The sequence below is a fragment of the Leisingera sp. S232 genome (assembly GCF_049800895.1).
Classification (GTDB): domain Bacteria; phylum Pseudomonadota; class Alphaproteobacteria; order Rhodobacterales; family Rhodobacteraceae; genus Leisingera.
Genome location: NZ_JBNAFX010000014.1, coordinates 1 through 22,368, shown reverse-complemented (window position 1 = coordinate 22,368; position 22,368 = coordinate 1). Strand labels below are relative to the sequence as shown.

20 protein-coding genes are annotated in these 22,368 nt (G+C 61.1%); 13 read left to right on the top strand and 7 right to left on the bottom strand.

Annotation, left to right across the window (positions count from 1 at the left end; translation table 11 throughout):
• Positions 1-9: 9 nt before the first annotated feature.
• Positions 10-423, top strand: a complete 414-nt coding sequence (locus ACP151_RS10555) for a hypothetical protein (protein WP_424978866.1) — start codon at positions 10-12, stop codon at positions 421-423.
• 973 nt (positions 424-1,396) lie between these two features.
• Here ACP151_RS10555 and ACP151_RS10550 read toward each other — a convergent pair.
• From ACP151_RS10550 to ACP151_RS10540, 3 genes are all read right to left on the bottom strand, one after another.
• Complete coding sequence (locus ACP151_RS10550; protein ID WP_424978865.1) at positions 1,397-2,380, bottom strand: NAD(P)H-binding protein; 984 nt, start codon at positions 2,378-2,380, stop codon at positions 1,397-1,399.
• 272 nt (positions 2,381-2,652) lie between these two features.
• The gene (locus tag ACP151_RS10545; RefSeq protein ID WP_424978864.1) at positions 2,653-2,901 is read right to left on the bottom strand and encodes an EF-hand domain-containing protein; all 249 of its coding nucleotides are present in this window, start codon (positions 2,899-2,901) and stop codon (positions 2,653-2,655) included.
• A 353-nt stretch (positions 2,902-3,254) separates the two neighbouring features.
• Complete coding sequence (locus ACP151_RS10540; protein ID WP_424978863.1) at positions 3,255-4,634, bottom strand: MATE family efflux transporter; 1,380 nt, start codon at positions 4,632-4,634, stop codon at positions 3,255-3,257.
• Between the two features lie 113 nt (positions 4,635-4,747).
• On the opposite strand from ACP151_RS10540, the gene ACP151_RS10535 reads away from it, so the two are divergent.
• Together ACP151_RS10535 and ACP151_RS10530 are read left to right on the top strand one after the other, a co-directional pair.
• Positions 4,748-5,398: a TIGR02453 family protein gene (locus ACP151_RS10535; RefSeq protein WP_424978862.1), complete on the top strand. Its 651-nt coding sequence runs from the start codon at positions 4,748-4,750 to the stop codon at positions 5,396-5,398.
• Between the two features lie 227 nt (positions 5,399-5,625).
• Entirely contained in the window at positions 5,626-6,255 is a 630-nt protein-coding gene (locus tag ACP151_RS10530; protein WP_424978861.1) for a LysE family translocator, read from the top strand.
• Between the two features lie 330 nt (positions 6,256-6,585).
• Here the strand turns inward: ACP151_RS10530 and ACP151_RS10525 are convergent, their stop codons facing one another.
• The 3 genes from ACP151_RS10525 to ACP151_RS10515 form a co-directional block, all read right to left on the bottom strand.
• A complete protein-coding gene (locus ACP151_RS10525; protein WP_424978859.1) occupies positions 6,586-7,476 on the bottom strand; it encodes a nickel/cobalt transporter in 891 nt (296 codons plus the stop codon).
• Positions 7,477-7,510: 34 nt separating this feature from the next.
• Positions 7,511-8,146 (bottom strand): DUF1007 family protein, encoded by a 636-nt coding sequence (locus ACP151_RS10520; protein WP_424978858.1) that lies wholly within the window; start codon positions 8,144-8,146, stop codon positions 7,511-7,513.
• Between the two features lie 534 nt (positions 8,147-8,680).
• Positions 8,681-9,295: a carboxymuconolactone decarboxylase family protein gene (locus ACP151_RS10515; protein ID WP_424978857.1), complete on the bottom strand. Its 615-nt coding sequence runs from the start codon at positions 9,293-9,295 to the stop codon at positions 8,681-8,683.
• A 280-nt stretch (positions 9,296-9,575) separates the two neighbouring features.
• Between ACP151_RS10515 and ACP151_RS10510 the strand changes: the two genes are divergently transcribed.
• The 8 genes from ACP151_RS10510 to ACP151_RS10475 all read left to right on the top strand — a co-directional run bounded on the left by ACP151_RS10510 (position 9,576) and on the right by ACP151_RS10475 (position 18,167).
• Complete coding sequence (locus ACP151_RS10510; protein ID WP_424978856.1) at positions 9,576-10,697, top strand: MHYT domain-containing protein; 1,122 nt, start codon at positions 9,576-9,578, stop codon at positions 10,695-10,697.
• A 112-nt stretch (positions 10,698-10,809) separates the two neighbouring features.
• Positions 10,810-11,664 carry an FAD binding domain-containing protein gene (locus tag ACP151_RS10505; protein ID WP_424978855.1) on the top strand — a complete coding sequence of 285 codons (855 nt, stop codon included), beginning with the start codon at positions 10,810-10,812 and terminating at the stop codon, positions 11,662-11,664.
• 11 nt (positions 11,665-11,675) lie between these two features.
• Positions 11,676-12,170 (top strand): (2Fe-2S)-binding protein, encoded by a 495-nt coding sequence (locus ACP151_RS10500; protein ID WP_424978854.1) that lies wholly within the window; start codon positions 11,676-11,678, stop codon positions 12,168-12,170.
• Positions 12,167-14,596, top strand: a complete 2,430-nt coding sequence (locus ACP151_RS10495; RefSeq protein WP_424978853.1) for an aerobic carbon-monoxide dehydrogenase large subunit — start codon at positions 12,167-12,169, stop codon at positions 14,594-14,596. Before ACP151_RS10500 ends, ACP151_RS10495 begins: the two co-directional genes overlap by 4 nt.
• 46 nt (positions 14,597-14,642) lie before the next feature.
• Positions 14,643-15,518 (top strand): AAA family ATPase, encoded by an 876-nt coding sequence (locus ACP151_RS10490; RefSeq protein ID WP_424978852.1) that lies wholly within the window; start codon positions 14,643-14,645, stop codon positions 15,516-15,518.
• Positions 15,515-16,696, top strand: coding sequence for a vWA domain-containing protein (locus tag ACP151_RS10485; RefSeq protein ID WP_424978851.1), 1,182 nt, complete (start codon positions 15,515-15,517; stop codon positions 16,694-16,696). Before ACP151_RS10490 ends, ACP151_RS10485 begins: the two co-directional genes overlap by 4 nt.
• Complete coding sequence (locus tag ACP151_RS10480; RefSeq protein ID WP_424978850.1) at positions 16,693-17,475, top strand: XdhC family protein; 783 nt, start codon at positions 16,693-16,695, stop codon at positions 17,473-17,475. Before ACP151_RS10485 ends, ACP151_RS10480 begins: the two co-directional genes overlap by 4 nt.
• A 239-nt stretch (positions 17,476-17,714) precedes the next feature.
• Entirely contained in the window at positions 17,715-18,167 is a 453-nt protein-coding gene (locus ACP151_RS10475) for a CoxG family protein (RefSeq protein ID WP_424978849.1), read from the top strand.
• 148 nt (positions 18,168-18,315) lie between these two features.
• Here ACP151_RS10475 and ACP151_RS10470 read toward each other — a convergent pair whose 3' ends face one another.
• The gene (locus tag ACP151_RS10470; protein ID WP_424978848.1) at positions 18,316-19,731 is read right to left on the bottom strand and encodes a pyridoxal phosphate-dependent decarboxylase family protein; all 1,416 of its coding nucleotides are present in this window, start codon (positions 19,729-19,731) and stop codon (positions 18,316-18,318) included.
• A 271-nt stretch (positions 19,732-20,002) separates the two neighbouring features.
• Here ACP151_RS10470 and parE point away from each other — a divergent pair, with 271 nt between their 5' ends.
• On the top strand, positions 20,003-21,961 hold the full coding sequence (gene parE, locus ACP151_RS10465) for a DNA topoisomerase IV subunit B (RefSeq protein ID WP_424978847.1): 1,959 nt from the start codon (positions 20,003-20,005) through the stop codon (positions 21,959-21,961).
• Positions 21,962-22,185: 224 nt separating this feature from the next.
• On the top strand, positions 22,186-22,368 hold a 183-nt coding region (locus ACP151_RS10460; protein ID WP_424976771.1), incomplete at its 3' end, for a transposase.

Here is a 22,368-nt window from a genome sequence, read left to right as displayed (position 1 = left end):
AGACAAAGCATGAGCGCCGAACTGCCGGAGTATTTTTTCCGCGTCCGTGAAAACGGCGCGTTTGTCTTCCGCGTGGATACCGAAAACCGCAACCGGCGGATTGAAATGGACCAGATCGCCGTTGTGAACATCCGCAACGGCGAGATCAAACCACATGGCCAGCGCGCGCTCAGCGAACAGGATCTTGCCGAGATCAAATCCTGGATGCAGGCCCGCACCGCCACCCTGGCCGCCCGCGATATGGACGACATCCACCGCGCCGTCGACCATTTGAACCTGACCGCCCATTGGGCCAACAGCCGGGCAACGGACGCGCAGCTGGAGGAGGTCACCGACGCTCTTCTGCTCGCGATGCACGATCTGCGCAGCGTGCTGGTGCGCAAAAAGGCAGACCGGATGTTGAAGGTACGTGGCGACGGCTGATGTTGAAGGTACGTGGCGACGGCTAGTGTCTCTCTTAGCCGCAAAACCGTGAACGGACAGCGTAGGACCGGAGGCTCTGTGTCAGTCGCGGCTCAATCCTGTTGTGCGTTTTCTGCCTTTTCTGCGATGCAGACAGAAGCGCCGGAAGATGTCTGGTATACAGCTGGCCGGTCTCATCCGTCTGCACCAGATTCTGACGGCGAAACCGCTCGGCCTGCAGCCTCTTCAAATGCAGCCTCTCCTGCTTTCGCGCGTCCAGGCTCAGTTGACGTAAGCGGCCACCTGGCTGCGGGTCCGGCAACGCAGAATGCGGGATCTCCAGGCGGGCAATTTGGCAAATGGACTGCGATTTCAAGGCTGCCAGCCAGCTGCGCCCGGGGCGCGGCCGGCGCAGGGTCACGACGTGGCCTGCTTTCCCCCCAAACCCACGCACAGCAAACTCCAAGGGCTCAGGCATCTCGAAATGCCGGGTGTCAGGACCGAACAGAGCGTCTTCCCCCTGCCACTCCTTGCCGCTGGCAAAACGCAGCACAAATTGACCCGGCGGCACCAGCACCTTGAAAAAGGCGCCTCCCTTTATGAAGGCAGCCAAAGCATCCTCGCCCGTCTTTTGGTCTGTTAACGTCAGAAAGTAATCTGCTCCTGCAGGTGTCTTCACCTGCAACGGAAACACCGCGGGCAACCCAGTCCTGTTCCACAATAACCCGGCCCGCTGCTGTCCTGTGTCAGGACCGGCCTGGGCTGGATAGGGCTGGCACAACATCAAACAGGCAAACACTGCAGCTGCCCGAAAAACCGCTGCCACATATATCCGCGCCCTTGCCACCACTGGGGCCACCTCCCGCCGTTGACTGAAGAAACCGGCTGCAGGTTATAGCGCGATGCCGCTGATCTCAACGCACACTTGCGCTTGCCCGGACCGGCACAGCGTCAGGCGAGGCGGGCACATCACCCGCCGCACCATTTGCCTTGATCAGGATGCCTTGGCACCTGCCGCGTCTTTCATCGCATCCACGCCCTTCTTCCACAGGTTGCCCTGCCACAGCTCCTCCAGCCCGGTTTCGCCGCTGGCCCCCTTGGTGGTCAGATAGTCATAATAGGACGTCGGCTTGTGGCCGGTGATGTTGTAGAAATCCGGACTGCAGCGGGTGTAGAAACCGTTGGTCAGATATTCAAAGAACTCGGCGCGGGTGGCACCGAAATCGGCCTCGAACTGCTCCATCGACTGCGGACGGTATTCGATCTCCTTGCCCATCGCATGGCCCAGATCTGCGGCAATCTCTGCCATCGACTGCGGCGCCGGGCCGGTGATGTCATAGAATTTGTTGCCGTGGCGCTCAGGCCCTTCGCTCAGCACCACCGCTGCAGCTTCTGCAATGTCGCGGGTGGCGACGAAAGAATTGCGCATATTGCCCAGGGGATTGGAGAACCAGCCTTCGGTTTCAATGGTTTCGCAGTCGGTCTTCAGCAGGTGGTTCATAAAGAAGTTATTGCGCAGCGCGGTCACATTCAGCCCCGCATCGATCAGCGCCTTCTCGCCCCACCAGTAATGCTGCAGCATCAGCGGAATGCCGGCACCGGCGCGCGATGCATGGGTGTCCGCATCGTAATCCGCTGTATTGGTATCCGCGCCCATGCAGCTTACACGCACCACATGCTTGATCTGATTCTGGCGCGCTCCCAGCCCCTTGCAGAAATTCAGATGCCCCTCCAGCATCGGGTCCAGCGAAGCAGAGTAGATCGCCGAGACACCGTCCAGCGCGGCCTCCCAGGTGGCGGGTTCCGACAGGTCAAACTTGACCACTTCATCCGCTCCCAGCGCCGTCAGCTGATCAGCCTTGGACTCGCTGAAATAGCAGGCGCGCACCGTGAACTGCTGCGCCTGCGCCAGGCGTGCCACCAATTCGCGGCCGATACGGCCAGTGGCCGAGGTGATAAGGACGATGGGTTTGGACATAGGGTCTGTCTCCGGATTCCGCGGGCGGGATGATGCCCAGCGCAAGTGTTTCTGATCTGCGCGGACCCTACAGGCAGGACGCCCGGCCCACCCCCTGAAACCCGACTGAAAATGCTGCACAACCGCCACCCGGCACAGGCAAAAAGGCCCCGCGATCCACGGGGCCTCTCCTGCGCTGTGCCATCATCTGCGCGGCTGCAAGGGAGTATGCGCCTGCCCCTGAAAGGCAAGAGAGGCGCAGCATGATGGCGCATCAGCGGCTTGGGCAGGGATCAGCCTGCCTGGGTCAGTACTCCTGCCTCGATCGCCGCGCTGACCTCAGCCGCATCGGCCTCCCCATCCGCATTGGCATCAATGGTGGCAAAAGTTTCCGCAGTCAGTTCCGGGAACGCCAGCTGAAGCTCATCCAGCGAGAACGTACCATTGCCGTCAGCGTCCAGCTCGGCGGCCAGGTCTTTTGCAGCCAGCGGAGAAGCAGTCAGGGCAGCAACGGCAGCGGCGGTCAGGGCAAAGTTTTTCATGTGAGACACTCCAGTCATCCTTTGGTTTGTTGCGGTCCGGGGAGCGTCCCGCGGACCGTGGCAAACAGCTATGTCGCGCTCTGGCACGGCGCCATCCCCAACCGCATCCGGCAGGCATCCCGGCGCATCAGCGCCGTTTTTCTCTATCAAAACAAGCAGTTTACCGCCTTCAAAACCAAACAGGCCTTTGTCCGCGCAGATGCAACTCCGGTTTCTGCGGCTTTCCGCGCGTGCCCGGCTGCGCATGCAGACCTGGCAAAATCCTGCGCGTCATATCCGCAGCCTGCCGGATGCCCCGCGCAAACACCGAGCCGTTCGGGCAGCCGCCCCCATCAAACCCGACCTTGGCGTCCTCAGGTGGCCGCGCCCACGGCCTTGATGGACCGGCGCCAGAACCGCAGCATCAGGAACAGCCCTGCGCAGGTCAGCCCTGCAACCAGCCCCATCCAAACGCCCAGACCGTCCCAGCCCAGCATAAAGCCAAATACATAAGAGGCTGGAATGCCAACCGCCCAATAGCTGAGCGCAGCAATCACCATGGGCATCCCGGTATCCTGCACCCCGCGCAACAGCCCAAGCGCCACTGCCTGCATCCCGTCCATCAGCTGAAACAGCGCCGCCGCCGCCATCAGAACACCACCGATCAGCAGAATTTGGTCCCTTTGCGGATCTTCTGCATCCAGAAACAGCGACATCAGTGCGTCCGGGAAGGTCAGAAACAGGACAATCGCCACCGCCGACACCAGCAGCGACATCACCGTCACCACTTTGCCGCCGCGCGCCAGATGCGCCCGGTCGCCGCGACCAAAGGCATTGCCTGCCCGGATGGTGGCAGCATTGGACAGGCCCAGATGCACCATGAACGTCAGCCCCGCCAGCGAGATCGCAATCCCATGCGCCGCCAGTGGCGCCGTGCCCAGCCAGCCCATCATCATGGCCGAGGCTGCAAACAGACTGGCCTCTGCCAGGGTCGTCAGACCGATCGGAGTGCCCATGAGGAACACTTTGCCCATCATCTCCCAGTCCGGTCGGTGGAAGTTTCTCAACAGCTCATGCTCCGGCAGCACCTTCAGCGCATAGGCCAGTACCACCACAAAGGACAGGCCGTTGGTCACCAGCGAGGCTATGGCCGCACCGGCAATCCCCAGCTCAGGCGCCCCCCAGTTGCCAAAGATCAGCGCATAGTTCACCAGCGCGTTGATCACTGCGGCAAAGACAGACAGCCACAGCACGATCTGCGTGCGTTCCAGCGCCGCCAGATAGGATTTCGCCACCATATACAACAGCGCCGGAAACAGCGACCAGCCGGCAATCCGCAGGTATTCAGCAGCATCATGCGCCACCTTTGCCTCCTGCCCCAGCACCAGCAAAATAGGTTCCGACCACCACAGCAGCGGCATCGCGAGCGCTCCGTACAGCAGCGACAGCCACAAGCCCATGCGGGTCGAACGGCGGATCTGCTGCTCCTCGCCGGCGCCGGCCGCCGCTGCCACCATCGGCATCACCGCAAAGGCAAAGCCCGATCCCAGCAGGAAAATCGAGAAGAAATAGGATGAGCCCAGCGTCACCGCCGCCAGCTCATCAACCCCGTACCAGCCCAGCATGACCGTATCGGTCAGGCCAATGGCAAACTGCGCCACATGGCCGCCGATCAACGGCAGGCCCAGAATGGCAATTGCCCGGACATGACCACCCACGGACATTGCGGAAGCTTTGGTCGCTAACATACTCATACGGCCAGCCATAAGACGGCCAACATCCCACCGCAAGAGCAGAGTTCCCTTGCCAGTGCATGAGGTATTGGTGGTATTCTGCACAGGCACCACCCCCTCTGCAGGAGCCCTTGATGCCCGACGTTTTCACCCAGCTGATCCCCGATGCCCATGCCTTTCTGGCCGGGCTGGCGCAGAACAACAGCCGGGAATGGTTCAACGACCACAGGGCGCAATACGAAACACAGCTCAAGTCACCCGCCCGGCTGCTGCTGGACGAGGTTGCCCAAGCGGTGTCCAAACGCAGCGGCGCCACGGTTGCAACCAAACTGTTCCGCCCCCAGCGCGATGTGCGGTTTTCCAAAGACAAGACCCCCTACAACACCCATCTGCACATGATGTGGACGGTGAACGGCGCAGGCTGCGCCCTGTTCCTCGGCATCGCCCCCGATTACTGCACCGTCGGCGGCGGCATCATGGGTTTTTCACCGCAGCAAACCGCCCGCTGGCGCACAGCCCTGGACGGCGCATGGGGGGATGAGGTCTCAGCCCTCCTCGGCGTGCTGGCGCTTGGCGGTTTTGCAGCCAAGGAGCCGGAACTGAAACGCGTCCCCGCCCCCTATGGCAAAGCGCATCCCCACGGCCCCCAGCTGCGCCGCAAATCGCTGACACTGTGGCACGAAATGACCGCGCAGGAGCAAGCCGCCCCGATGGCCGCCCTGATGTCCGCGCATCTGACCCTGTCGCCGCTGTTTGCAATGCTGGAGGATGCGTTGACAGAGTAAATCCGCATAGCTGGCCCATAGGTAGATCCGACCTTCGGAGCACGAAGGGTCAATGTCCAGACCGCAGGACTTTTCTGCCGCTAAAACAAGCGGCTGGCTTGTCGGCTATGAACCCTCTACACAAATTACCTATAGAGAATCCGGGCTTATAGGTTTGAATTTTCCCACTCGACCCTGTTCCCTGTTCGGCATAGCTTCGGCGCAAATCATTCACGGCAGGTGGGATCATGGATACGCTTCTATTCATGAGCTTTTTGACAGCGACACTGCTGATTGTGGTCACTCCTGGACCCTCTGTCGCACTTGCATCATCGCAGGCGGTCAGGTTCGGGCCACGCGCTGCGGCGGTTACGGTTGCGGGGGATGCCCTTGGATCGGTCATCCACATACTGATCGCGGTTGCAAGTCTTCAAACGCTGATGGCAATGTCTGAAATCATCCTGCCTTATCTCCAGATCGCAGGCGGTGTCTTTATTTTGTTTCTCGCTTGGCAATCGCTGCGTAGCTCGGCAACCACAAAACAAGCACCGGCACACGTCGGCACGGTTCCCAAGGCAACTTTCTTTGCCGGGTTCTTTGCATGCGTGACGAACCCCAAGGCCATTGTCTTTTTCGTTGCGCTTTTCCCCGGTTTCATCTCTCCAGAGCACAGCGTTGCAATGCAATCATTGATCTATGGAGCGATTTTTGTGGGCCTGGATGCTGCTTTCATCTTCGGATACGCACTTATTGCAATGTACGCATTTCAAAAAACCCTTTCCGGCCGTTTCAGTATCGAGAAGCTGAGTGCTTTGGGTCTTTTGGGCGTTGGTGCTTTGCTGGTTTTCAAAGGGTACAAAGAACTTCCATCAAATTGAAGAGTTCCGCCTGCAGTCAAAACCATGACCAGGCAATCCTTTAGCGGCGCTGCAGCATTCTACTCGATGGGCTCTTTACAGCCCCTTGCCACGGCAGGACTGTATCACCCTGCCAAAAAACAACCGGACTGAAAAATGCCGCCAATTTCCCTGCTTGCTGCGCGCTTCAGATGCCGCATCTCGCTTTCTCTGGTAACCGGCCCAATGGTTAGTAAAAAGGTCAAAGCAAGGTTGTCTGGTTGAGAGCATTCCCTAAACCGCGCCCGACACAAACGGCAAAGCGATGAGGTCACGTGGGTGCCATTCACCCACTGCCTTCGCCTGCCCCTCTCACAACGCCCGCAGCATGATCTGGCTGGCCAGCACTGCCACCACGGCGCCCGCCAGGATCTCCAGCAGGGCCGCTGCCCGCAACGCGCCGGTTCCTTCCATCTGCGCCAGCGCACCCTTGCGCAGGGTCACCGTGGCAGCTGCCACCGCCACAGTCACCGTTGCTGTACCCAGCCCCATGGCAAAGGCCCCGGCGATCCCGGCCCACAGCACACCCATGCGCCAGGTCAAGAGCAGCAGGAACACCGCCCCGGTGCAGGGTCGCAGCGCCACCGCACCGACAATCGCCAGCGCGTCCCGCAGGGAATGAACACTGGCAGCCTCTTCCATCGTCGGCCCATGCCGGTGCCCGCAGGAGGTACAGACCCCGTCGTCATGACTGTGACCGTGATGGTGAGTGTGACCTGCATGCACTTTCGCTGGAATCGCCCAGCTTGCCAGCAGCCGCCGCCCGCCCCGTACCAGCAGCCACAGCCCCACAAGCGCAATCAGCCCGTAGGACACCGGCGCCAGCACATCCTCTGCGGCACTGGTCAGCTGCTCGCGCCCCCAATCCAGCAGCATCAGCCCACCCGCGACCAACAACACTGCGGTTGCCGCCTGCGCCAGCGAAGACACCAGTGCCAGCCCCGCCAGTCGCGTCAAAGGCACAGGCTTGCCCATGCCATAACCACCGATCACCAGCTTGCCATGCCCCGGCCCGGCGGCGTGAAAGAACCCGTAGGCAAAGCACAGGGACAACAGCGCCATCAACGCCCCCGGCTCACCTGCCCGTAACGCCCTGAGCCCACGCGCCATCGCAGTCTGCACCTCGCGCTGGCCTTCCGCCGCCCAGGCAGAAACCGCGCCTGCCCCATCAAAACCCCAGAGCCAGACCGCAAGGGCAGCCATGCAGAATGCTGCTATTGTTAATAAAAACTTCACCTTATGCGCCACATCTCAAGCGGATTGTATCGGCAAAGGCCTCGCCCACTTCCGGATAGGCCGCCTCGGCCTGATCTGTCGGCATCGCGTACAGCAGCTCCTCCACCAGGGTATACGCCTGGTCCAGATCCGGCGGCGTAATGCTGCCCTGGCAGCCGCCAGAAATCTCCAGCCCCTGGTTCACGGTGTAAGCCGTGTAGTAGGTCGGATCATAGGCCTTGATCACGATCCCATCTGCGGCCTGCGGCTCTGCCAGCCTGCGCCGGTGTCTTGTGGTGATCCGCCCATCGGTCACTTCGGTCGACAGATGCTCCGGCGCACCCAAGCCCAGCGCCTCACCTGCCCGGGTCAGATAGGTGTCCCCCTGAAATCCCGCGCTCCAAGCCAGGTCGAACCCCTGCAGCTGCGCCAGCTCCTGTTGGGTCAGCGTCCCGTCATAGTCACCGTCCAGCCCCCGGTCCTCAAAGATCAGCAGAGAATAAAATTCATCATAGGCCCAGGTGATCTCCACTGCCTGCAACAGCCCGTCCTTCGAAATCTCAAGCTTCACCCCGGTCTCAACAAAGATATGCGGATGTGCCACGGCTCCCTGCGGGGGCAGAAATGCAAACGCAAGCAAAGGAAGAAAATGTTTCATGGCCCAAGGTCTAAGCCTTGCCGCACAGCCCCGCAAGCGTCGGCCCGTTCGGCAGGCAAGGATCAGCGCGCCCATTTGCTCCAGGTGCAGCACCTAGCCCAGGATGTAACCCGGCTGTTGGATTACCTGACACGCCTGGCCAACAATCAGGGGCACCAGTGCCTGCGCAAACTCCGGGTTCTTGCCCGGATAATCCAGCAAGGCCCTACGGACCAACGGCAGCTTCCACTGTTTCAGCGGATCGGCCCTGTACAAGGAAAACCGCCGCCACTGCTCTGCCTGCATGAGCTAGATACAGCCTTGTTACAGCCGGATAGCGGACCATACCGGCATCCGCTTCCCCTCGCCAGATTATACCAGGAGCGGTCCTTGAAATCGATTTCGCCGCTGGCTGGCAGATGCTGCCACACCGGGCTGACCTGCAACAAAAGATACGCCCTTCACGCAGCAAAAACACCGCCCAACAAGCCGCCTGCTTCTTTCTGGTCTCAAATCCCCCGGGGTGAGGCCCGCCATGGCCGAGGGGCAGCGCCCCTAGGTATGCCCCCAGTCATCGGAGTTCTCCGAATTATTCGGGCTCAGCCCCAGCACATCGCCTCTGGTCGAACATCCCAGACCCAGCACCGTCCGGTTGGCATAGGAAAAATAGGCCGTCACCTGATTGATCTCCAGGATTTCACCATCCTCGACCCCCGCCGCGCGCAATGCTGCCACATCGTCTTCGCTCACACTGGCAGGCGCTTCGGTCAGTTTGCGCGCATAGCCCATCGCCAGAATCTGCGCAGGCTCCAGCGGTGCGGTTTCCGGCATGCGCGCCTCGATCGCCGCCCGGATCGCCAGCCCCCGCGGCTCATCGCCCAACAGCTGCTGCAAGCCCGCAAAGTGATGTTCAACACAATATCCGCAGTCATTGAGACTGGACACCCAGACCCCAAGCACCTCCAGAAACCACTTGGGAACCTGGTTGCCGGAGTGATGCAGCACATTCTTGTAAAGCGCCATATGGCCCTCCATCGAATGCGGCCGCAGGGAATGCACCATCATGATGTTGTCGATACGCTCAACCGGACCCGCCCCCTTAAGACGGTCATACAGCTTCTTCAGCTTGCCCGACGCTGATGCATATTCAACCGTTTTGATCCAAGCCATCCATCTCTCCCTGTCTGCATCGTACATAACTTAACACGTTATCATTCAGCAGCTAAAGACGCCCTGACAAAAACCGCGCCCAATGGGCTATTGCACGGGCAAGACCATATTTCACCTTTGCAGCCCGCGGCGTGCAGCTGCACAGAAGCCCCAAGACACTGCAAAAAAACACTGCAGGCATGTCCCCAGGCGGCTGGCAGCCCCTGCATACGGTAAATTTGATCCGCCTTGCTCATCGTTATGTTTGCTAATCACCGGCTTTTTTGGTCAGCTTGCGCACATGGATCTTCTTGACACCAGCCACAATGTCTTACTCGTCGCCATGTCCTGCCTGGTAGCCCTGGTGGCCGGCTTCACCGGATTGTCGATGACACGCGACCTCGCGGCCAAGCCGGTCTTCCACAAGAAGGCTTCGGTCAGCCTGGCTGCAGTGGCCCTGGGCGGCGGCATCTGGGCGATGCATTTCGTAGCGATGCTGGGGCTGCAGATGCCGGTCCTGTTCTACTATGATGCCGCGATCACCCTTGTTTCCGCGCTGGTGGCAATCCTGATTGTCGGAGCCGCTCTCATCCTGCTTCACTTCACCGGCCGCAGCCGCCTGACAATTGCAATGGCGGGTGGCCTGGTCGGGGTTGGGATTCTGGCGATGCATTATATCGGCATGGCCGGGCTGGAACTGTGCCGCGCGGTCTATACGCCCGCTGGCGTCATCCTGTCTTCTGTCGCCGCAATCGCGCTTTGCATGCTGGCCTTCGGGATTGCTTACGGGCAACGAACAAACAGGCACATCGTCCTGGGAACGATCTGTTTTGCCGCCGCCGTCTGCAGTGTTCACTTCCTGGCCATGGCCGGCACCAGGTTCGCTGCCGTTCCAAGCAGCGCCGAGTTCGGCCCATTGATGAGCAATGAGACTCTCGCGCTCGGCGTGATATTCTTCAGTTTCATCATGTTCGGCGCCTGCCTGTGGGTCAGCGTGACCTACCTGCCCGCCCCCAAACATCAGGATGCCGCGCCCGCAGCCAGTCCGGCACCGGAAGCTGCACAGCCGCTGCTGCAAATTCCCTGCGAACGGGATGGCGGCAAAGTCTTTATCTCCGCCGAGGACGTTCTGTTTGTCCGGGCGGACGGGCATTACACCCAAGTCTACACAGAAAAAGACCGCCTGTTTTGCGTCTGGCCCGTGACAGAAGCCGCCAAGCGGCTGTTGCCCGCCGGCTTTTTGCAGACACACAGAAGCTATCTGGTGAATCCGCAGCGCGTTGCCAGGTTCGAACGGACCAAGGACAAGGGCCGCTGCCTCTTTGACGGCGACGAACTGCCGCCTGCTCCGGTCAGCCGCTCCAAACTCAGAACCATTCAGGATGCCCTTGCGTCGCAGGCCGGCGCAGTTCGTGCAACCTAAGACGCATTTCGTGCGAATTACCGGGTTTTCATTGAAATTCTGAAGCCCTCGCACACGGGCCTATGCAGTCATCTCCCTCAGCCAGAACATTCGCATGAAGGGAGGAGTGCCAATGATTCCAGCGGCATTTGAATATTATAGGCCCAAAGATATGGCCGCAGTGCTGTCCATCCTTGAAGAACACGGCGATGAGGCGCGCGTCATGGCGGGCGGTCACAGCCTGATCCCGATGATGAAACTGCGCATGGCTGACGTGCAGCACCTGATCGACCTGCAGGATGTCGACGGCTTGTCCGGGATCGAGATCGGCGCGGATGCCATCCGCATCGGCGCAATGGTGACCCAAGCCGCCATTATCGATCACCCCGACCTTGCACAAACCGCACCGATCCTGCGCGAGGCCGCATTGCAAATCGCGGATCCTCAGGTCCGCTACATGGGCACTGTCGGCGGCAATGTGGCAAACGGCGATCCCGGCAACGACATGCCCGGCCTGATGCAGTGCCTTGATGCAGCCTTTACCGTGGTTGGCCCGGATGGCGAGCGCGAGATCGCCGCTCGGGATTTTTACGAAGCCGCCTATATGACCGCACGCGAAGACCAAGAGGTCCTGACAGCGATCTCCATCCCGCTGCCCAAGGGGGGCTATGCCTATGAAAAGCAGAAGCGGAAAATCGGCGACTACGCCACCGCTGCCGCCGCCGTTCAAATCGTGAAAGACGGCGCAGCCTGCGCTTCGGCCTCAATCGCGATGACCAACCTCAGCGACACACCGGTCTATTGCGAAGCCGCCGGCGCCGCCCTTGCCGGCACATCGGTTGATAATGCGGCGCTCAGCGCTGCCGTCGCAGCGATGCTGGATGATATCGACCCGACAGAGGACAACCGCGGTCCCGTTGCCTTCAAGAAACATGTTGCAGGCGTGATCTTGCGCCGGGCCATCACACGCGCCTGGTCGCGTGCCTGAGGGGAAATTTCATGTCACAGAAACAACACTACAAAATCACCGTAAACGGCAAGGAAGAGGAATTCCTCGCCGAGCCGCGCGAGCTTCTGATTTACACGCTGCGCGAGCGGCTGAATGTCACCGGTCCGCATATCGGCTGCGAAACCTCCCATTGCGGCGCCTGCACCGTGACCATTGACGGCAAGTCGGTGAAATCCTGCACCATGTTCGTGGCCCAGGCAGACGGCAAGGACATCACCACCATCGAAGGCATTGGCAGCCCGGATGCGCTGCACCCGCTGCAAGAGGCGTTCAAAGAGCATCACGGCCTGCAGTGCGGCTATTGCACCCCGGGCATGATCACCCGCGCAACCAAGCTGCTGGAAGAGAACCCCACTCCAACAGAAGAAGAAATCCGCTTTGGCATGGCGGGCAATATCTGCCGCTGCACCGGGTATCAGAACATTGTGAAATCCATTCAGGCCGCAGCAGCGGAAATGAATGCAGCCAAGGAGGCGGCGGAATGAAAGACGAAGTGGCAAGCCGCAAAGAACGGGCTGAAAACCTCAAAGGCATGGGCTGCTCGCGCAAGCGGGTCGAAGATGCACGCTTCACGCAGGGCAAGGGCAACTATGTCGACGACTTGAAACTGGATGGCATGTTGTTCGGCGACTTTGTTCGGTCGCCTTACGCGCACGCCCGGATCACCCGCATTGACACCGCCGCCGCGCTGGAGGTTCCCGGCGTTCTGGCGGTGCTGACGGCAAAGGACCTGGAGCCGCTGGGCCTGCACTGGATGCCGACCCTGGCAGGCGACAAGCAAATGGTGCTGGCCGACGGCAAGGTGCTGTTCCAGGGACAGGAGGTCGCCTTTGTCGTCGCCGAGGACCGCTATGCCGCGGCGGATGGCATCGAAGCGGTTGAGGTCGAATACGAAGAGCTTCCGGTTCTGGTGGACCCTTTCGAGGCGCTGAAATCCGACGTGGTGCTGCGCGAAGACACGGTTGACGAAAACGGCAATCCGGTGGACGGCGCCCATGGCCCGCGCAAGCACCACAACCACATTTTCACCTGGGAAGCAGGTGACAAAAACCCGACAGAAGAAGTCCTCGCCAATGCCGAGGTGGTGGCCGAAGAAACCATGTATTACCACCGCACCCACCCCTGCCCGCTGGAAACCTGCGGCTGTGTGGCGTCGATGGACAAGGTCAACGGCAAGCTGACGCTTTGGGGCACCTTCCAGGCACCGCACGCGATCCGCACCGTGGTCAGCCTGATTTCAGGGATCGAGGAACACAACATCCGCGTGATCTCACCGGATATCGGCGGTGGCTTTGGCAACAAGGTGGGCGCTTATCCCGGCTATGTCTGCTCGGTTGTGGCCTCCATTGTGACCGGCAAGCCGGTCAAGTGGATCGAAGACCGGATGGACAATCTCATGACCACCGCCTTTGCGCGTGATTACTGGATGAAGGGCCGGATCAGCGCCACCAAAGACGGCAAGATCACCGGGCTTCACTGCCATGTGACAGCCGACCACGGCGGCTTTGACGCCTGCGCCGACCCCACCAAATTCCCCGCAGGCTTCATGAACATCTGCACTGGGTCTTATGACATTCCAACCGCCTACCTCCAGGTCGATGGCGCCTATACCAACAAAGCCCCGGGCGGCGTCAGCTACCGCTGCTCCTTCCGGGTGACAGAGGCTGTGTATTTCATCGAGCGGATGATCGAAGTTCTGGCCATTGAGCTGAACATGGACGCCGCCGAACTGCGCCGCATCAATTTCATCAAGAAGGAGCAGTTCCCCTATCAGGCGGCGCTTGGCTGGGAATACGACTCCGGTGACTACCACACGGCTTGGGAAAAGGCCCTGAAAGCCGTGGACTATGACGGTTTGCGCGCCGAGCAGGCCCAGCGCGTGGAGGACTTCAAGGCTGGCAAAACCCGTAAGCTGATGGGGGTCGGCCTCAGCTTCTTTACGGAAATCGTCGGGGCGGGTCCGGTCAAGAACTGCGACATCCTTGGCCTTGGCATGTTCGACAGCTGCGAAATCCGCATCCACCCTACCGGCTCCGCCATTGCCCGGCTGGGCACGATCAGCCAGGGCCAGGGGCACGCCACGACCTTTGCGCAGATCCTGGCATCGGAAATCGGCCTGCCCGCCGACAGCATCACCATCGAGGAAGGCGACACCGACACCGCGCCCTACGGGCTTGGCACCTATGGCTCCCGATCAACCCCGGTGGCCGGGGCGGCCACGGCGATGGCAGGGCGCAAAATTCGCGCCAAGGCGCAGATGATCGCGGCCTACCTGATGGAAGTCCATGACGATGACGTCGAATTCGATGTCGACCGTTTCGTGGTCAAAGGCGCGCCTGAGAAATTCAAGACGATGAAGGAAATCGCCTTTGCCGCCTACAATCAGGCAATTCCGGGGATTGAGCCGGGGCTAGAGGCGGTCAGCTACTACGACCCGCCGAATATGACCTACCCGTTCGGGGCCTATGTCTGCGTCATGGACATCGACGTGGACACCGGTGTCACCGATATCCGCCGCTTTTATGCCCTGGACGACTGCGGCACCCGGATCAACCCGATGATCATCGAGGGCCAGGTTCACGGCGGCCTGACCGAGGCGCTCGCCGTCGCTCTGGGGCAAGAGATCGCCTATGACGACATGGGCAACGTGAAGACGGGAACGCTGATGGACTTCTTCCTGCCGACGGCATGGGAGGTTCCCAACTACGAGACCGACTACACCGTCACCCCCTCGCCGCATCATCCGATCGGGGCCAAGGGCGTCGGCGAAAGCCCCCATGTTGGCGGCGTGCCGTGCTTTTCGAATGCGGTGCATGACGCCTTCCGGGCCTTTGGTCTGCGCCACACCAACATGCCCCATGATCACTGGCGCATCTGGAAGACTGCCAACGAACTTGGCCTGCACGGCTAGGCGCAAATGGCAGGGCGGTGCCCCGACCGCCCTGCAGGAGACCTGCATGACCTGGACCAACTTACAATCCACCCTTGGCGGACAGGGCTATATTGCCTCGGACGACCTGTCTGTCGCACTGCACCTGGCGCTTGCACTCGGCCGCCCGCTTCTGCTGGAAGGGGCGGCAGGTGTGGGGAAAACCGAAATCGCCCGGACCCTCAGCGCGGCACGCGGCACAAAGCTGATCCGCCTGCAATGCTACGAAGGCCTGGACGCATCGCAGGCGATCTATGAGTGGAATTACCAGCGGCAGCTGCTGACGATCCGCGCAGCAGCTGAGGATGGTGAAACCGGCAAGACAGTTGAGGACAGGATCTTCTCCCGCGACTTCCTGCTGGAGCGCCCCCTGCTGGCCGCAATCACGCAAAGCACACCACCGGTCCTGCTGATCGATGAGATCGACCGCGCGGACGAAGAGTTCGAGGCCTATCTGCTGGAGGTCTTGTCCGACTATCAGGTGTCTGTGCCGGAGCTGGGAACCATCACCGCCACCAGCAAGCCCATTGTCATCCTCACCTCAAACGGCACGCGCGACTTGTCCGACGCTTTGCGCCGCCGCTGCCTTTACAGCTATGTCGGCTATCCGGACATCCAGACCGAACTTGCCATCCTTCAGGCCCGCTGCCCTCAGATCGAGGCACGGCTTGGGGAACAGGTGGTCGGCTTCGTCCAGAAACTGCGCGGCGAAGAGCTGGAGAAGACACCCGGCATCGCAGAGATGCTGGATTTTGCGGCGGCCCTGATGGGGCTGGGCATCGCCGATCTGACAGCAGACCCGGCCGTCCTGCATGCGACCCTGACCACCCTTCTGAAAACCCAAAGCGATCGGGCGCAGGTCTCCCCCGAAGTGGCCGCGCGCATCGCAGGCAAGGCCGCATGAGCCGGGTCACCAAATTCGCCGGGCGCGACCCGGGTCCGGCAGCACGTGTTGCCGGCTTCCTTGCGCATCTGCGCGCAAATGGCCTGCGTCTGGGGGTGGCAGAGGCAGAGCTCTCATTAGCTGCGCTGGCTGAAATCAATCCGGTTGCTACCGACGAGAGCCGGCGCGCACTGCGTGCGGTCTGCACCGGATGCAAGGAGGAAGCTGACAGGTTCGATGCCCTGTTTGACAGCTATTGGATGGACGCAGGGCGGGTAAAGCAAAAGACCGTGCCAAAACCGCCGCCATCCATTGACAGCGGCGTGCATTCATCCCGCCAGCCAACCGGCCAGGATGTCGGCGCCTCCGGCAGTGCCACGGCTCCCGACACGGCCAAGGGCGATGCGGATGGGGATGGCACCGGCAAGCTGATTGCAACCCAGCTGCGCAATCTTAACCGCTGCGATCTGCGCGATCTGATAGGCGTCGGCGAGATTGCCGAAGCCGAAACAGCGGCCCACCGGATCGGTGCCGCCTTGCGCGACCGGCGCTCCCGGCGCCGGATCGCAGCTCGCAAAGGCGACAGGCTGCACTTTCGCAAGACCATCCGCCAAAGCCTTGCAACCGGCGGCGAACCTCTGCGCCTGCTGCGCAAGAAACGCCCGGACCGCCGCCGCAGGATCGTCGCGCTTTGTGATGTGTCGGGCTCCATGAGCGTCTACGCACAGGTGTTCCTCGCCTTTCTTGCCGGGCTGATGCGCGCCGACAAGGACGCCGACGCCTATGTGTTCCACACCCGGCTTGTGCGGATTACAGAGGCGCTGCGCGACAATGACACCCTGCGCGCCATCGGGCGGATGTCACTGATGGCGGATGGGTTCGGCGGCGGCTCCAGAATCGGGCCGTCGCTGCAGCAGTTTGCCAGCACATATGCCCGCCGCTTTGTGGATGGGCGATCTGTCGTGATGATCCTGTCGGACGGCTATGACACCGAACCGCCCAAAGATCTGGCGGCGGCGCTCCAAAAGCTCAGGAAGCGCGGCTGCAGGATCATCTGGCTCAACCCTCTGAAAGCCTGGAAGGACTACGCGCCTATTGCCGGCGGAATGGCAGCGGCCATCCCCTACCTCGACCTGTTCCGGCCAGCCAACACGCTTGCGGACCTTGCCGCGCTTGAAACAGAATTGGGATCCCTATGAGCCCTGCAGAAATCCTCAACCCGGACCTGGCCGATGCCGCGCAGCGACTGCGCGACCGGCATTTGCCCTTTGCCTTTGCCACCATAATCCGCACCGCCGGTTTGACCGCAGCAAAACCCGGCGCCAAAGCGCTGCTGAGTGCGGAAGGCACCCTCCTTCACGGCTGGCTTGGCGGCGGATGCACCCTCGGGGCGGTGAAACGCGCCGCGCTGGTGGCCCTCGAACAGGGCAAGCCGCAACTGATATCGGTCGCGCCAGAAGAACTGCTGAAGGAAAAGGGCCTGACAGCAGGGGATGAGCTTGACGGAATACGCTTTGCACGCAATGGATGCCCGTCCAAAGGCACTGTCGACATCTTTATCGAACCCTGCCTGCCAATACCGGAGCTGGCAGTTCTGGGCGCCTCTCCTGTGGCACAAGCCCTCACCGCGATTGCGCCGCAGTTCCACTGGTCGGTCACAGCCTCTTTCTCCCCCGAAACGGCACCCCAGCGCCCGCGCTATGCCGTCATTGCAACACAGGGCCAGGGCGATCTTGAGGCTTTGAAGTCGGTCCTGTCACAGCCCCCTGCCTATACCGCCTTTGTCGGCAGTGCGCGCAAGTTCGCCGCGCTGGCAGAAAAACTTGAAGGCGCAGGCATTGCGCCTGACGCGGTCCAGTCCGTCCATGCACCGGCAGGTCTTGATCTGGGTGCGGTGACACCTGAGGAAATCGCGCTCTCCATTCTTGCGCAACTGGTCCGCGTCAGGCGGCAGCACATCGGCCCGGCCCGTGGCTGACACGGCTGCCTGTGTTTCACCCGCCGCCCTGTACATTTGCAGGGCGCACCGCTGTCCGCACCCGGGTTTCATGCGGATACTGGCAGTCCGCAAACCAACGCAACGCTCATGAAAATGCCACAGGAGCTGACAACATGATTTCATTCCTGAAGCGGATCCGGCGACTGCTCAAGAAGGTTGAAATGACTCCGGAACACGCCAAAAACATCAGATTCCCCTGTTGCTAAAAGGATAAACCCATGGAATTAAACGACGAAATAATCATAAATGCGCCCAAAGAGCGCGTCTATGCGGCGCTGAACAATCCCGAGGTGCTTGAGCAATGCATCCCTGGCTGTGAAGAGCTGATCAAACATTCCGATACAGAGCTGGAGGCAAAGGTTGTGCTGAAAATGGGCCCGGTAAAGGCGCGGTTCAGCGGCAATGTCGTCCTGGACCAATCGGGCGCGCCGGATGCCTTTTCCCTGTCCGGCCAAGGCAATGGCGGCGCAGCTGGCCATGCCAAAGGCGGCGCGGATGTCACATTGACCGCCGACGGCGACACAACAATCCTGCGCTATGCGGCAAAGGCGGAAATCGGCGGCAAGCTCGCTCAGCTTGGCAGCCGCCTGATCCAGAGCACCGCCAAGAAACTTGCCGCGAAGTTTTTCAAATCCTTCGCCGACGTTGTCAACGAAAGCACACCGGCCTGACGCCTGTCTGCCAGGCCAGATGCAGGCCTATGCGCGGCATTTGCTCCGGGTCTGCCGCAGGCTTCACGGATGCCGCAGCGGTCCTGAGCCAGAGCAGACACAAGTATGCTCTGGCCAGCCCACGCCAACAGAAGATTGGGACGCAGCCTTACCGTGCCGCCTCACGTGCCACCGCGGCAATGGCGGCGCGCACATCTGCCTCGCGGCTGCGGTGGTTGGTGATGGCGGCGCGCAGCATGACCCGACCGCCTGCCCTGGTGGTTGAAAACACCGCCTCACCGCTTTCTTGCAGGGTCTGAGCAACCCGCGCATTCACTGCCGATTGCGCTTCTTCCGGCAGGTCACTGCGCGCCGTGAACACGCAGACATTGGACACCACCGGCGCCCCCAGCTCCATAACGGACTGCGCCTCAACCTCCGCCGCCATAAAGGACGCCAGCTCGCAATTTCCTGTAATCGCCTCCGAGAATGCCGTCTCGCCGTAGGTTTCCAGCGCCGTCCAAACCTTCAGTGCCCGGTTGCCGCGGCTCAGATCGATGCCATAGTCGCAGAACCACGGCTCGCCGCCCGCCAGCCCGCGCTCAGCCCCCTCCAGATATGAAGGCCGCGCTGCAAAGGCTGCCCGATGCTCATCTTCGTTGCGCAGCAAAGCCATGCCGCAGTCATAGCCCACATACATCCACTTGTGGAAATCCAGCGCAATACTGTCGGCCCGGCCGATCCCATCGGACAGAGACCGGTAGGGTTCTGCCGCAATCCGCGTCCAGGCGCCAAAGGCCCCGTCCACATGCAGCCACAGCCCCAGATCCGCCGCCGCATCTGCCAGCGCATGCAAATCATCATAAAGCCCCAGATCCACCGACCCGGCGGTGCCCACCACCAGAAAGGGCAGCGCACCAGCAGCTTTGTCTTCCACCACCATCCGCGCCAATGCGGCACAGTCCAGCTGTCCGTCCTTCAGCGGCACCTTGCGCAGGTTGTCGGATCCGATGCCCAGCAGCTCCACCGCCTTTAGCGTCGCATTATGCACGCCTTCGCCCGCATAGGCCGTCAGCCGCACATCGCCCTGGCCCTGCTTGCGCACATCTTTCAACACCCGCAAACGCGCCGCCTGAAAGGCAATCACCGTCGCCTGCGAGGTGCCCGTCACCAGCAATCCGCTGGCGCTTTCTGGCATCCCCATCTTGTCCCGCGTCCAGTCAACCACCGCGCGTTCCATATAGTTCGCCCCGTGATCGCGCCCGCCCATATTGGCGTTGACCGCCGCTGCCGCCATCGAACTGATCAGATCCGAGGCCAGCCCCGATCCCTGCACCCAGCCCCAGAACTTTGGATGGGTATTGCCGCCATGATAGGGCAGCACGTCCGCAATGATCCGGTTCACCGCGGCCTGCGGCCCCTGCGCCTCGGCACGCACGGCATAGCGCGCATCAATATCCTCCGGCACGGGCTGCCAAGGACGCTGTGCGGCCTCCTGCATCTGGTCCAGCGCCGCATCCAGCATCCGCTGCGCCTCCACCCGGAACGCCGCCCAATCCTGCGTCTTGATCCCTTTGTCAGCCACCTGCGCGCCCTCCTCTTGCCTGCCTTTGGCAGGGGTTTAGCCTGCAACAGCTGCAACTGCAGCAACATTCTCGAAACTGCGGCATTCTGAAAACTCTGGTTCGATTAACCCTGCGTTCCGGTCAGGCCGCCCTGCCGCCTGCCTCCGCCTTGCGGCGCCCCCTACTGCGCCTCTCCATCTTATCCACAGCCCCTTGCGTGCCTCTTCCCCCCACCCCCAACACCTGCCATAATGGTTGGCAATCAACACCAAGGAAGAGCAGCTCCCGCACATGGCCGACGACCTCCTCAGCACGCCTGCATCGGAAACCTACGACGCGTCCTCTATCGAGGTTCTGGAAGGCCTCGAACCGGTCCGCCAGCGCCCCGGCATGTATATCGGCGGCACCGATGAACGCGCACTGCACCATATGGTGGCGGAAATCCTCGACAACTCCATGGATGAAGCCGTCGCAGGCCACGCCAACCGGATCGAGGTAACGCTGCATGCTGACTACGCCGTCACCATCTCGGATAACGGCCGCGGCATCCCGATTGATCCGCACCCCAAGTTCCCGGACAAATCCGCGCTGGAGGTGATCCTCTGCACCCTGCACGCAGGCGGCAAGTTCTCCGGCAAGGCCTATCAGACCTCCGGCGGTCTGCACGGCGTCGGCTCCTCGGTGGTGAACGCGCTGTCGGATTCCATGGTGGTGCAGGTCGCCAAGAACAAGGAACTGTTCGAGCAGCGTTTCTCCCGTGGCCTGCCACTGGGCCCGGTCGAGAAAATCGGCGCAGCGCCCAACAAGCGCGGCACCTTCGTGACCTTCCACGCCGACGAGCAGATCTTTGGCTCCCACCGCTTCAAGCCCAAGCGCCTGTTCACCCTGGTGCGCTCCAAGGCCTATCTGTTCTCGGGTGTCGAAATCCGCTGGAAGTCCGAAATCGACGACGGTGAAACCCCGCAAGAGGCCACCTTCCATTTCCCCGGCGGCCTCAAGGATTACCTGACCGAAGTCCTTGGCAAATCCGCCGTCTATGCAGACGCGCCATTTGCCGGCAAGATCGAATTCCGTGAGAAATTCGGCGAGCCGGGCTATGTCGAATGGGCGATCAACTGGACCCCCTCACGCGACGGCTTCACCCAATCCTACTGTAACACCGTCCCCACGCCCGAAGGCGGCACCCATGTCACCGGCTTCTGGGCTGCGATCCTCAAGGGCATCAAGGCGTATGGCGAACTGGTCGGCAACAAGAAGGCAGGCCAGATCAACCGCGACGACCTGATGGCGGGCGGCTGCGCGCTGGTCTCCTGCTTCATCGCCGACCCCGCCTTTGTCGGCCAGACCAAGGACCGCCTGTCGACCGAAGCTGCCGCCAAGATGGTGGAAAACTCGGTCCGCGACCATTTCGACAACTGGCTGGCCGCCGACACCAAATCGGCCGGCGCCATCCTCGACTTCCTGGTTCTGCGCGCCGAGGAACGCCTGCGCCGCAAGCAGGACAAAGAAACCCAGCGCAAATCCGCCACCAAGAAGCTGCGCCTGCCCGGCAAGCTGACGGACTGCACCTCCAAAGACCGCGCCGGCACCGAATTGTTCATCGTCGAGGGCGACTCGGCGGGTGGCTCCGGCAAGGGTGCGCGCAACCGCAACAACCAGGCGCTGCTGCCTCTGAAGGGCAAGATCCTGAACGTACTGGGAGCCGCCTCCAACAAGATCAGCACCAACGCCGAAATCCGCGACTTGTGCGAAGCGCTTGGGGTCGGCACCGGCACCAAATTCAACCTTGATGATCTGCGCTATGACAAGATCATCATCATGACCGATGCGGATGTCGACGGCGCCCATATCGCGTCATTGCTGATGACCTTCTTCTTCACCCAGATGCGGCCCTTGATCGACGGCGGCCACCTGTATCTGGCCTGCCCGCCGCTGTTCCGCCTGACCCAGGGTGCACGCCGCGTCTACTGCCTGGACGAGGCCGAGCGCGACAAATGGCTGGAAAAGGGTCTGGGCGGCAAGGGCAAGATCGACGTCTCCCGCTTCAAAGGTCTTGGCGAAATGGACGCCAAGGATTTGAAAGAGACCACGATGGACCCCACCACCCGCAAGCTGATCCGCGTCACCATAGACGAGGACGAACCCGGCGAGACCGGCGAGCTGGTCGAACAGTTGATGGGCAAAAAACCCGAGCTCCGCTACCAATATATTCAGGAAAACGCGAAGTTCGTGGAGGAGTTGGATGTTTGAGCAAGGAAATTGAAATTTGGGAAATTCACTCGATACCTTTTTAAGTGTCGTTGAGCGGGCAAAAAAACTTTGCGATTTATTCGATATTGAATCCGATGAAGGACTGGACAATGAAGACCTCCTGAGAAGTGCTGTAGTCCTTGTAGTTGCCGGATTTGATCGGCGTTGTTGCACAAAGGCCGTAGAGGATTCACTTTGCGAATCCCGTAGGTTAGATCGGCGGCATGCCGAAGCCTGCCTCTTCCCGCTATCGAACAACGAACTGGTCCAACTATAACGCATCACTTCGAAAGCGCGGCTCTCTGCTGGTCTGGTTTGACCGCGACATGACCTGGTTCGCCGAGCGATGCGGCAAACGCGGACGACCGGAGACCTTCTCCGATGCGGCCATCCAGTTCTGCCTTAGT

Bases quoted from the DNA above. Each gene is read 5' to 3' on its own strand.
- ACP151_RS10555 (WP_424978866.1), top strand. From the start codon at position 10: ATGAGCGCCGAACTGCCGGAGTATTTTTTCCGCGTCCGTGAAAACGGC.
- ACP151_RS10550 (WP_424978865.1), bottom strand. From the start codon at position 2,380: ATGTCCAAACCCATCGTCCTTATCACCTCGGCCACTGGCCGTATCGGC.
- ACP151_RS10545 (WP_424978864.1), bottom strand. From the start codon at position 2,901: ATGAAAAACTTTGCCCTGACCGCCGCTGCCGTTGCTGCCCTGACTGCT.
- ACP151_RS10540 (WP_424978863.1), bottom strand. From the start codon at position 4,634: ATGAGTATGTTAGCGACCAAAGCTTCCGCAATGTCCGTGGGTGGTCAT.
- ACP151_RS10535 (WP_424978862.1), top strand. From the start codon at position 4,748: ATGCCCGACGTTTTCACCCAGCTGATCCCCGATGCCCATGCCTTTCTG.
- ACP151_RS10530 (WP_424978861.1), top strand. From the start codon at position 5,626: ATGGATACGCTTCTATTCATGAGCTTTTTGACAGCGACACTGCTGATT.
- ACP151_RS10525 (WP_424978859.1), bottom strand. From the start codon at position 7,476: ATGGCTGCCCTTGCGGTCTGGCTCTGGGGTTTTGATGGGGCAGGCGCG.
- ACP151_RS10520 (WP_424978858.1), bottom strand. From the start codon at position 8,146: ATGAAACATTTTCTTCCTTTGCTTGCGTTTGCATTTCTGCCCCCGCAG.
- ACP151_RS10515 (WP_424978857.1), bottom strand. From the start codon at position 9,295: ATGGCTTGGATCAAAACGGTTGAATATGCATCAGCGTCGGGCAAGCTG.
- ACP151_RS10510 (WP_424978856.1), top strand. From the start codon at position 9,576: ATGGATCTTCTTGACACCAGCCACAATGTCTTACTCGTCGCCATGTCC.
- ACP151_RS10505 (WP_424978855.1), top strand. From the start codon at position 10,810: ATGATTCCAGCGGCATTTGAATATTATAGGCCCAAAGATATGGCCGCA.
- ACP151_RS10500 (WP_424978854.1), top strand. From the start codon at position 11,676: ATGTCACAGAAACAACACTACAAAATCACCGTAAACGGCAAGGAAGAG.
- ACP151_RS10495 (WP_424978853.1), top strand. From the start codon at position 12,167: ATGAAAGACGAAGTGGCAAGCCGCAAAGAACGGGCTGAAAACCTCAAA.
- ACP151_RS10490 (WP_424978852.1), top strand. From the start codon at position 14,643: ATGACCTGGACCAACTTACAATCCACCCTTGGCGGACAGGGCTATATT.
- ACP151_RS10485 (WP_424978851.1), top strand. From the start codon at position 15,515: ATGAGCCGGGTCACCAAATTCGCCGGGCGCGACCCGGGTCCGGCAGCA.
- ACP151_RS10480 (WP_424978850.1), top strand. From the start codon at position 16,693: ATGAGCCCTGCAGAAATCCTCAACCCGGACCTGGCCGATGCCGCGCAG.
- ACP151_RS10475 (WP_424978849.1), top strand. From the start codon at position 17,715: ATGGAATTAAACGACGAAATAATCATAAATGCGCCCAAAGAGCGCGTC.
- parE (WP_424978847.1), top strand. From the start codon at position 20,003: ATGGCCGACGACCTCCTCAGCACGCCTGCATCGGAAACCTACGACGCG.